At 67.1% G+C, this 10,012-nt stretch carries 11 protein-coding genes and 1 pseudogene; 7 read left to right on the top strand and 5 right to left on the bottom strand.

Annotated features, from left to right (window positions below; all coding sequences use genetic code 11):
• The first annotated feature begins 666 nt into the window (after positions 1–666).
• Complete coding sequence (locus AB0J09_RS43390) at positions 667–894, top strand: hypothetical protein (protein ID WP_360704718.1); 228 nt, start codon at positions 667–669, stop codon at positions 892–894.
• A 189-nt stretch (positions 895–1,083) separates the two neighbouring features.
• On the opposite strand, the gene AB0J09_RS43395 is transcribed toward AB0J09_RS43390, so the two are convergent.
• On the bottom strand, positions 1,084–1,635 hold the full coding sequence (locus tag AB0J09_RS43395) for a winged helix-turn-helix domain-containing protein (protein WP_360704721.1): 552 nt from the start codon (positions 1,633–1,635) through the stop codon (positions 1,084–1,086).
• 84 nt (positions 1,636–1,719) lie between these two features.
• Between AB0J09_RS43395 and AB0J09_RS43400 the strand changes: the two genes are divergently transcribed.
• Together AB0J09_RS43400 and AB0J09_RS43405 are read left to right on the top strand one after the other, a co-directional pair.
• The gene (locus AB0J09_RS43400) at positions 1,720–2,574 is read left to right on the top strand and encodes an alpha/beta fold hydrolase (RefSeq protein WP_360704723.1); all 855 of its coding nucleotides are present in this window, start codon (positions 1,720–1,722) and stop codon (positions 2,572–2,574) included.
• Positions 2,575–3,149: 575 nt separating this feature from the next.
• Positions 3,150–3,887: a class I SAM-dependent methyltransferase gene (locus AB0J09_RS43405; protein WP_360704726.1), complete on the top strand. Its 738-nt coding sequence runs from the start codon at positions 3,150–3,152 to the stop codon at positions 3,885–3,887.
• Positions 3,888–4,065: 178 nt separating this feature from the next.
• Here the strand turns inward: AB0J09_RS43405 and AB0J09_RS43410 are convergent, their stop codons facing one another.
• Entirely contained in the window at positions 4,066–4,851 is a 786-nt protein-coding gene (locus tag AB0J09_RS43410) for a helix-turn-helix transcriptional regulator (RefSeq protein WP_360704729.1), read from the bottom strand.
• A 35-nt stretch (positions 4,852–4,886) separates the two neighbouring features.
• Between AB0J09_RS43410 and AB0J09_RS43415 the strand changes: the two genes are divergently transcribed.
• Positions 4,887–5,327 (top strand): nuclear transport factor 2 family protein, encoded by a 441-nt coding sequence (locus AB0J09_RS43415; protein WP_360704731.1) that lies wholly within the window; start codon positions 4,887–4,889, stop codon positions 5,325–5,327.
• A 72-nt stretch (positions 5,328–5,399) separates the two neighbouring features.
• Here AB0J09_RS43415 and AB0J09_RS43420 read toward each other — a convergent pair.
• The 3 genes and pseudogenes from AB0J09_RS43420 to AB0J09_RS43430 all read right to left on the bottom strand — a co-directional run.
• Positions 5,400–5,519: pseudogene (locus AB0J09_RS43420) on the bottom strand (IS3 family transposase); the annotation flags it as partial.
• Positions 5,520–5,545: 26 nt separating this feature from the next.
• Entirely contained in the window at positions 5,546–6,520 is a 975-nt protein-coding gene (locus AB0J09_RS43425) for a zinc-binding alcohol dehydrogenase family protein (RefSeq protein ID WP_360704733.1), read from the bottom strand.
• 66 nt (positions 6,521–6,586) lie between these two features.
• Positions 6,587–7,561: a dioxygenase gene (locus tag AB0J09_RS43430; RefSeq protein WP_360704736.1), complete on the bottom strand. Its 975-nt coding sequence runs from the start codon at positions 7,559–7,561 to the stop codon at positions 6,587–6,589.
• Between the two features lie 307 nt (positions 7,562–7,868).
• Between AB0J09_RS43430 and AB0J09_RS43435 the strand changes: the two genes are divergently transcribed.
• The 3 genes from AB0J09_RS43435 to AB0J09_RS43445 all read left to right on the top strand — a co-directional run bounded on the left by AB0J09_RS43435 (position 7,869) and on the right by AB0J09_RS43445 (position 9,989).
• Positions 7,869–8,729, top strand: a complete 861-nt coding sequence (locus AB0J09_RS43435) for a hypothetical protein (protein ID WP_360704739.1) — start codon at positions 7,869–7,871, stop codon at positions 8,727–8,729.
• 78 nt (positions 8,730–8,807) lie between these two features.
• The gene (locus tag AB0J09_RS43440) at positions 8,808–9,149 is read left to right on the top strand and encodes a DUF4158 domain-containing protein (RefSeq protein ID WP_360704742.1); all 342 of its coding nucleotides are present in this window, start codon (positions 8,808–8,810) and stop codon (positions 9,147–9,149) included.
• A gap of 261 nt (positions 9,150–9,410) precedes the next feature.
• Entirely contained in the window at positions 9,411–9,989 is a 579-nt protein-coding gene (locus AB0J09_RS43445; RefSeq protein ID WP_360704745.1) for a hypothetical protein, read from the top strand.
• Positions 9,990–10,012 lie beyond the last annotated feature (23 nt).

Genomic DNA, 10,012 nt, shown 5'->3' on the forward strand with positions numbered 1-10,012 from the left:
GGCAAGCCCGCAGCGGCCGCAGCCCACCCCGCCGAACCCCGGCACATGACCGCAGCCACCCGGCCAGGACTACACGCTGTTTCCGCCGGCCGCTGTTCTCAGACGTGCTGATGCCGAGGGGCCCGGGTCCGCCCGGGCCAGGGGCTCATGGGCTGGTTGAGGTTGTGCGAGGAAGGGACACTGTGGACGACCAGCGCAATTGCGGCGTGATGGCACCTACCACGGCGACGGCGCCGAGGCATAGCAAGCCGCCGCTGATCAGGGCTGTGGCCCCCGAGGTAGCGTCTGCGACGAGGCCCCCGCGCATGTTGCCGATGTCGGGGCCGGCTTGCCCGACGATCTGTTCGGTTCGACGGGGTCATCGGCTTCGGTCCCTACCTCGGCGGAACGAGAGCACGGCAGGCGATCTCGGGGCTACAGCGAGCGTTCCCGCTGTCATACACGCGTGACCGGCTCACCGCCACCGAACGCGACATCGCGACAAGGCGCGGCATCGGCCCGCAGTCAAGAGAACGGCTGGCCGCGGCCGTCATCTCCGCGCTCGATGGGACGAACGCCGAGGCCGCGCGCGAAGCGCTGACAGCGGCGCGCGATCGTGCGGCGGCGGCGCTCAACTTCGAACTGGCCGCTCGGATCCACAGTGAGTTAGCTGCGCTCGAATGGGTGATGAGCGTGCAGCGCGTCACCGTCGAAGGTGGCGGCGACCAACACGTATGCGGGTGGGCAGACGGCCTCGCCGTCACGTTCACCATCCGCGGCGGGCGCCTGAATGGGTGGGACCAGCGCGAGTGCAGTCGCTCGGCCGTCGCCCGGGCGGGCGCCGTCACGCCGCCTGAATGGGCCGAGTTCGCCCAGCGCAACGCCGAGCTGGCTGCAGCGCTCATCCGAGTCTGACTGGGGCGCACCGAAGGCTCCGGGCAGACCTCCACATAAGCTGACAGCCGTCCGCATGGTGCTGGACGGCAATCACACAGTGCCCGAGGTGTCCCGCTGTTGGCGCCGGAGCGGGCGCGGAGGAGGAATAACGCGCTGTCACCGAAGCTGGAGACGGCGTCCCCAAGCAGCAGCCGGCGGAAGCGCGAGTTACGTGTCAAGAGGTGCATGGGGGGCGCCATGGAGAAAGATCCGCGCGGACTGGGCGCCTTCGGGGGTGAGCGACGGATCTGACAGTCGGGCCATGTACGGCTCGAGCAGCCTCATGAGGTCCTTGCCGATCGCGTCGAGCTCCTCAGGGGTCAGGGGGACGCTGACTCCTGAGACGAATGCCGCCTCGTGCCAGGCCTTCGCAGCGGAGGTCCGGGTTTCGGCCCATGCGGCCATGCGGGCGGCCTCCCTCTCGATGAACACCCGCTCCAGCTCGACCGCCGCCGCACCGCCTTCCGCGATGGACCACTTCTGCTCGTGGTCGGTCAGCTGCCATAGCCGTTCCCGTTTGTCTTCTGAGGGCTCGGCCTCGGTGACGTAGCCGTACTTGGCCAGCTGGCGGAGGTGGAAGGAGCACGAGGCCTGGGAGGCATCCAGGTGTTTGGCGCAGGTCGTGGCCGTCGCTGGGCCGATCCGGCCGAGCAGGTCGATCAGGTCTAGCCGCAGCGGGTGCGCCAGGGCCCGCATGGCCCGCGGATCGGTGATTCGCATACGTCAAAGATATCTTTGACAGTTGACGACAGGGCGACTTACGATCACAAAACATGACGTATCGTCGGCCTTTCGGGGGCAGAGATGAGTAGCCGGGCTGCTCAGGTGGAAGCGGGGCCGCATCGCATCAGTGTCACCCTGTTCGGCAGCGGAGAACCGGCTGTGATCATTGAGCCTGCGTTCGGCGGACACGCGGAGTCTTGGCGGGAGGTTGCCGAGGCCCTGGCCGAAGAGACGACGGTGGTGACCTATGACCGAGCGGCCTACGGTTCCAGCAGTCGGGCGCTGGACAACCGAGCGCCCGGCGATATCGCCCGTAATCTCCACGAGGTTTTGGATGCGGCAGGCATCGCTCGCCCCGTCGTACTGGTCGGCCACTCAGCCGGCGGCGTGTATGTCAGAGCGTTCGCCGGGCTCTATGACACGGAAGTCGCCGGCATGGTGCTGGTCGACTCCAGTACCGAAGGCCAGGCACAGATTCTTCGCGACTGCCTTCCCTGGCGCGCCAGGTTTTTCGAGGCAGTGACCCTGCCTTTCCTCATCGCCGTTTCCCAGGAAATCCGCAATGGCGCCGACCGGCGGTCGATCATGCGCGAGCACCGAGCTCTGAACCGGTTGACAATGGCCGACCAGCCCCTGTCCAAGGGGGGACTGGGCGACAGGCCTCTCGTCGTGCTGACCCGCAGCCCGGGCAATAGTGACACGGTCCCCGAGGATTGGCGCCGCTGGCACCGCCTCAACGCAGACTTGGCCCACCTGTCAGCCAACAGCCGGCATGTCATCGCCGATCAAGCCGGTCATTACATTCACGACGACGATCCCCAACTGGTCATCGCCGCGATCAAGGACGCGCTGTGCAGCGTACGGACAGGAAGCCGACTCGACGACGTCACCCCGGCCCGGACCGACCCGTCAGCCACGGACGAGCCCACCGGCTGACCCAGTTCTGAGGAAGCGATCAACATCTTTGCAGGTGTTCGGCAGCAGGGCCAGGGTGCCCAAGCCGAGCATGTTCGAGGTCGTCTCATTACCGGCCCGCTCCAGATCGTCCAGAGCCACCCGGACGATCTCGGTGATCCGCGGCTCAAGCCTGGGCATCCGCCGCAACCGCGTGTGCTCCGGCGGGTCGAACCCGATCAGCTGCCGGCCCGCATCTTGGCCGGCTCGTCGGCGTCCACCTGCCCGGACCCCGGGAACGGTGTCAGGGCACTGTTGAACCGGGCCGGTTCCGAGAGCACCTGGCGAACATCCTCATAGCGGCAGACCAGGAACGCGGGCCGACCGGACGGCGTCTCCAGTGGCCGCGTGTGTTCTCCGGGACGCGGCGGGCTGTGGGGCGTTCCGGCCTCAGCGGCTCACGGCGGTTTCCCGTTCCACACGCGACAGCCGGAGTCGGGGCACATGTCGCGGGGGCTGACGACCGTGCCGGGGCCGGTGCATCCGAACTCCCTGTGCCTGCATGAGGTCGCAGGAAATGAGATGCGCAAGATCTCTGACGCTGCCAGGCTGCACGGATGAAACGCGAACAGATGTCCCGAATCGCCCATGCCGATCACCCGATCAAATCTCCACTCGGCGATGACTCGGTGCGCCGCCTGCTGGAGCAAGGCCTTCCACGCGGAGACGAACGCGTGCTCGACCTCGGGTGTGGCGGCGGGGAATGGCTGCTGCGCGCGCTGGCCGCGCATCCACGCTTGCACGCCGAGGGCGTCGACGTCTCGGAGGATGCACTGGACCAGGCTCGTGACGCCGCGCGAGACATCGGCGTCCACGATCGCCTCGTCCTGCACCGCCAGGACGCCGCGACGTTCGCCTCTTCGCGACCGTTCGACCTGGTACTCAGCGTCGGGGCCACGCATGCCTTCGGCGGGCTGCTGCCCACCCTCGCGGCAGCACGCAAGCACCTGGCACCGGGCGGACGAATCCTGATCGGCGAGGGGTTCTGGACCGGCGATCCCTCTCAGGAAGCCGTCGAGATGCTTGGAGACATTGCCGACCTGCCCACCACCCTGGACCTGGTGGTTGCCGACGGATGGACACCCGTCCACGGGCACATCAGCACCCGCCAGGAACTGGACGACTATGAGTGGGCTTGCTGGGGGTCACTGGCCGCCTGGGCACTGGACCACCCGTCCGACCCGGACAGCGCGCAGGCACTCGCAGCCGCCACCACCAACCGTTCCGAATGGCTACGCGTCTACCGGGACATCTGGGGCTTTCTCTGCCTGGTGCTCCGCGAGACCCCCGCCTGACCAGGCGGTTCGTTGGATTCTCGGCCGAGACTACGGGGCGGCTGATCAATGACATGCCGGCGCAGGGCAGACTACAACGCTCTCCCGCGTGACCGCCTCATCCGCGACTCTGGCCTGGGTGCGAGCAGCGGGCTTGGGGCGGGACCGTACCCCTCCTCGCTGATCAGGGGGCAGGTGGCTACGTGTCGGCTCGAGCGTCGGCGTCGGACTTCGTGAAGTAGGCGGCGCTCTCCGCGTCCGTCGGGTAGTACGACTCGATCGCGACCTCGTCCAGTGTGATGTCCATCGGGGTGCCGAACGTGGTGGTAGTCGAGAACAGCCGCAGTTCTCGTTCGCCGAAGCGAAAGATCATCGGGATCACGACCTCGGACTCGATCGGGTGGCTCGCGTCCTCGGAGCCGGGCGCCAGCAACTCCTCGTAGAGCGCAGTGAGCTCGGAGTCGGGAGCAGCGGCAAGCTGACGCGCGATTCGGGTACGGAGCACCGCACGCACCTCTGCCAGATTGACGATCCGAGGAGCGAGCCCACGCGGGTCCAGTCCCAGCCGCACCATGTTGATCGGCGGCCGCAGCAGGTCGGGGGCAACCTCTGCGAGGAACGGGTCGATAGCGCGATTGGTCATCACGATGTTCCATCGGCGATCGAGGACCAGCGCAGGGAACGGCTCGTGTGCGCGGAGCACCCTCTCGATCGCGTCCCAGGCCGCCGACAGCGCGTCCCCGTCGAGCGGCCGCTCGGCGTACCGGGGTGCGAAGCCGGCGGCGAGCAACAGCCGGTTGCGCTCACGCAACGGCACATCGAGCTGATCCGCGAGCCGGAGGACCATGTCGGCGCTCGGGTTGGACTTGCCGGTCTCCACCAGGCTGACGTGACGAGCTGAGACGTCGGCAGCGATCGCGAGATCGAGTTGGCTGAGTCGCCGGCGATGCCGCCATTGCCGCAAGAGCTCCCCGACCGTGTGCATGACCGTCGATGCTACTCCGCGTGGAGCGGGGCGCCATGAAATCCGAGTTCATCGACAACCGTCGCAGCGGCAGAAACACTCCTTCCATGACTGCAGAGAACAAGAGCATCGTCCAACGGGCGCTGACGGAACTGGTCGGGACGGGCGACGTCGATGCGCTCGCGCCGTTGCTGAGCGATGACTTCGTCCATCACAGGCCGGATTCGACCTCGTCGACCAAGGCCGAATGGCTCGCCGCCGTGCGCGCGGCGCTCATCCCGCTCGCCGACATGCAAGTCGAGATCCATCACGTGCTGGCCGACGGTGATCACGTCGTGATGTACTCGCGGCGCTGGCTTCCGGGTGCCGAGCCAGGGATCGCGGTCGTCGATATCTGGCGGCTGGACGATGGGCTGATCGCCGAGGCGTGGGAGATCATCGAGCCGGTGGCCCAGGCGGCCGCCAATCTGGTGTGGTGGGAATCCGCTGATCACTGACCTGGCCACGAGCCAGGAGCCGCCGTCGTGGACACCTGGGGCATCGAGGACGGTCCGATGCCCCCAACACCCGGCGGCGGCGTTCCCGTAGTGCACGTCGACCGGGTGGTGGTAGCCGATTCCGGAGTGGAAGTGATGGTGGTTGTGCCAGTCCCGGCAGAAGGCGCGAGTGTCTTCGACTGAGCCGAACCGATTAGCGGCACCCAGAGATGTCGGTTTCAGGGGCAGATGACGACGCGGCCCCGTGTTCGGTGCGCCACCGCCAGGTAGGCATCCCTGCCCTCCTCGAGGCTGTAGCGGCGGGCGATCGGCAGTGGACGGAATTGACCGGACTCGAAGTATGGGGCCAGCTGTGCAAGCCGTTTACCGGACTCGACCACATCGAGCCTCAGGCTGTTGCACCCGAGTATCCGGGTTTCGTTGCGGTAGAGGTCGATCAGGTCGATCTCTACTGTCCGTGTGCCCACCGCGCTGATCACCACGAGTCGGCCGCCGTGCGCAAGCGACGCGAGTGCGGACGCGGTCGTGATACCACCGACCGCATCGTAGACCACGTCCACACCTCGGCCGCCGGTGAGCCGCTTGATCTCGGTGCCGATCTCCTGAGGGCTACCGCCAGATGGAATGAACTCCTGGATGATCGACGCGGCGGGAGTGTTGTCGGCCGGCTTGACCTGGTCGAGACCTATCACCTGGGCGCCGCGGGCGCGGGCGATCTGCGCGACCGCCCCGCCGACTCCGCCGGAAACGCCGAAGACGGCGATCGTCTCGCCCTTGTCCAGTTCTGCGGTTTCGACCGCGCCGAGCCAACCGGTGACAAAGTTGACGCCGACGGCCGAGGCCTCTTCGAAGCTGAGGGACTCTGGCTTGCGGACCAGCGCATCCACCGGGACAGCAAGCAGTTCGGCATGCGCCCCGTCACGGGTGAAGCCGAGATCACCGCCGGTTCCCCAGACCTCCTCGCCCATCCAGCCGGGCGGTCCGTCGAGCACGGTCCCGGCGAAGTCACGCCCGGGCACGCGGGGCAGAATCGTTCCTTCAATCGCCCCCGCGACGTTTTTGAGGTCCGACGGATTCACCGACGCCGCCTTGACGGCGATGACGGCCTCACCGTTGCTCGCGACAGGACTGGGAACCTCAGTAACGTGCAGGACATCGGGTTCGCCGAAGCTATCGAATCGAAGTGCGCGCATCGTGAATCCTTCCGGGTGGCAGCGTCTCCAAGGCCACTCGGATGTCGGAACGGCCGTTCAGCGCCATCATGAGGACTTCCACAGCCGGATTTCGACGTGCGCATGGCGGAAGGGTGTGGCCATGCCGTAGCGGTCGGCCAGTTCGGCGTCTTCAATGAGCGGGAAGTCCCGTACCAGGCTGTCCTTGACCGCGAACACAGCATCGGAATCCAGATAAGGCGAGCCGGCCACGAACATGTGAGTGGTCAGCGTCGCATAGCCCTCGGCACGGGCGATGAAGTGAATGTGCGCAGGCCGATAGGGCAGGCGATCGGTCGCCTCGAGGAGTTCCCCGACCGGCCCGTCGCAGGGGACCGGATAGGGGGCGGGCATGATGGTGCGAAAGGCGAAGCGGCCCTGCTCATCGCAGGTGAACAGGCCGCGCAGGTTGCCCTGGGGGACGGTCTGCGGCTCCTGAACATCGTAGAAGCCGTTTTCGTCGGCCTGCCAGACATCGACGAGCGCACCGGCGAGTTCGTGGCCCTCGACGGAGAGGACCTGCCCGGTGACCAGGGTGGGTTCCCCGCCGGGCGCCAAGGAAATGGTGTCACCGAGCGCCCGCGGTGGAGAGTCGACCATATGGAACGGCCCCAGGACGGTCGGCTCCGTCGCCCCGGCGGGCCCCCGGTGACTGATTTCATCCACCAGCATCGACAACCCGAGCACATCCGACAACATCATGAACTCCTGGCGCACGTCAGTGCAGGCCTGCCCGGTCCGGGTCAGGAAATCGACCGCGGCTTCGAGCTCGGCCTGGGTGAGGTCGACCTCTTTGGCGAAGGCGTGCAGGTGCTGGACCAGGCTGGTGATGAGCTGCCGCAACCGCGGATCCGGGGTGTTCGCGAAAGAGGCCTCGACCACCTCCGCGGAGTGCTCCTCGGAGAACCGGATGGGGTTCTCACTGCCGGGAGAACCTGAGGACATCGTCACCACATCCTTGGGATGGACGCGGACGGTGGCCGGCCGCACCGGGGCCGCGTCCCGCGTGTTGGCCGGCAGCATCGCGATGGTCCGGCAGCCCGGTTCGACATGCGAAGCTGCGCTCGTCCACCTGCTTCCCTGACCAGGCAGGTAGACGCCGAGCTGCAGCCCACGACTGTCCCTGAAGCCGGCAAAAGACGAATTACGGCCCGCCTCGCCTACGGCAACCGCCGCTGATCTCCGGTCCTGCCCCGCCGGGCGCGTCGAGTATCGATATCGACCTGGCCTTTGAGGGACGTTGACCGGGGTCCGCCCAGCGTGGGGCAGAGGGTCGGGCAGGCGAGCGTGGCAGGCCGCGCTCGCATGAACCCAGCCCGGAGGCACAGTGATGTTCACCAGACGGGAGTTCATGCGCCTGGCCGCGGCGGCGGCAGGTGCCGGAGTGTGCGAGGCAGGGACGACGACGGCTCGCGGTCTGCGCAAGTACGTCGACCGGCTACCTCGTGTGCCTGTGGCGGTCCCGGACACGTCGGTGTACCCGGACGCCGACTACTACGAGGTGACCATGCGCCAGCAGCCGTGGCGCTTCCACGCCGACCTCGGCGAAACCGTCGCCTGGGGCTACTGGGCATCTGATCCCTCCGGCCAGGGCAGGCCCGCCGGGCTCGGCTGCCTCGGGCCGGCCCTGGTGGCGCGGCGGTACCGGCCCTCGGTCGTCCGCTATCGCAACCATTTGCCGACCACGCATCTGCTGCGCGGGGCTATCGATGAGAGCCTGTGGCGGCAGCTGCCCGGCGTCTCCCCGGATCCGCCGGGCGGGCGGCACATGGACATGCCCTCCGGCGTCACCGTATGGAACGTGGTCCACCTGCACGGCGGCTGGGACCCGCCGCAGTCGGACGGCAACCCGGCCGCCTGGTTCACCCCCCAAGGGATGCACGGCCCCCTGTACGCCTCCCTGCCGGGAGCCGCGCCCAACGAGGCGATCTTCGCCTACTGCAACCGCCAGCAGGCGACCATGCTCTGGTACCACGACCACGCGATGCAGCTCACCCGGGCTCAACAACTACGCCGGCCTGTCCGGGGTGTACGTGATCCGGGATCAGGCCGAGGAGGCGCTCGGCCTGCCTCGGGGACGCTTCGAGGTCCCCCTGATCGTCCAGGACCGTACCTTCAACCGGGACGGGTCCCTCTAGGCCTCGCTGTAGTCCTGGGGAAATTTCCAACGGATTTGCCTGACCTGTACTGATGTGGGCCCGTTCAGTTTGTTGATCACTTCCGCTACCGTTCATACGGTCCCGACCGGGTAGCGGTGTGGAGGTGGTCGATGTCGACCCGGATGTTCTCCGAAGACCAGCTGGAGCGGTTGCGGTCCTACCCCGACATCGGCCACGACGATCTGATCCGGTACTTCACCCTGACACCCGCCGACGTCGCCTTCATCGACCCGGGCCGGGGTCGTGGCCCGACCGACCGATTAGGGCTCGCCGTTCAACTCGCCACGTTGCCCTGGTTGGGGTTCGTGCCGGATGAGGTGACGGCGGCGCCGCCGGTGGCGGTGGCCCGGCTGGCCGAGCGGCTGGGGGTGGATCCGGCCGTTCTTGCCGAGTACGGTCAGCGGGAGCAGACACGCAGCGATCATCTGCGGCTGGCGGTCGAATACGGGTAAGCAACAGTTCTTGAGTTGAGGGCGCTGGGCCCTCCTCACTGTGCACGCTCTCTGCCTGCGAACTGCATCTTCTCCCGTTTGCCTGATCGATCAGCACGCCCTGAAGTAGCTTCACTCTCGGTGAAGCTTCTGTCACGGGAGTGATGAGGTGGCGGCGCTGGTGAAGTCGGGAGGTGTGGGTTGGCGCTGGGAGTCGTACGAGATCTACGCGAGCACCGGGCCCCCGGCAGCGAAGAAGATCTTGCCGCCTTCGAGACCGACGTGCTGGCGGGGTTCGTGCTGGCCCGCGCGTCGGCCGGGCTGACCGACAGCACTATCCGCAACGACGCCAATCATCTGGAGCTGATCCGGGACTGGTTCGGCCGGCCGCTGTGGGAGATGCAGCCCGAAGACGGCGACGTCTACTTCGGCAAGGTGTTGCGAGATGCCAAGCCCTCCACCCGCACCGGGCGAGCGGCCGCTCTGACGGTGTTCTTCCGGTTTCTGGAGCTCAGGCACAAGGTTGAGCTGCACAACCTCACCGGCCGGGTCGTCGAGTGTCCGCTCGATGAGGTCAACCGTCCACGGTTGTCCGTGGATCCGCACCTGCGCGTCCCGCCGACCGTCGAGGAGATCGAGCAGCTGTTCACAGGGTGGCGCGAAGAGCTGCTGAGTTGCCGCAAATTCGCCCCGGCCGCCCGCAACTACGCCGTGGCCCGGCTGGTCGCCGATGTCGGGTTGCGGATCAACGAGGCCCGGATGCTCGACCTGGACGACGTGCGCTGGGAGCTAGGGCGTGTTTCAGAAGTGGATCACTTGCGTGATCCACTTCTGGGACGATCTTTGCGTGGGTCGAGGTGATTTGACCGCCACTCAGTGGGCGG

Source organism: Nonomuraea sp. NPDC049784, assembly GCF_040659615.1.
Taxonomy (GTDB): domain Bacteria; phylum Actinomycetota; class Actinomycetes; order Streptosporangiales; family Streptosporangiaceae; genus Nonomuraea.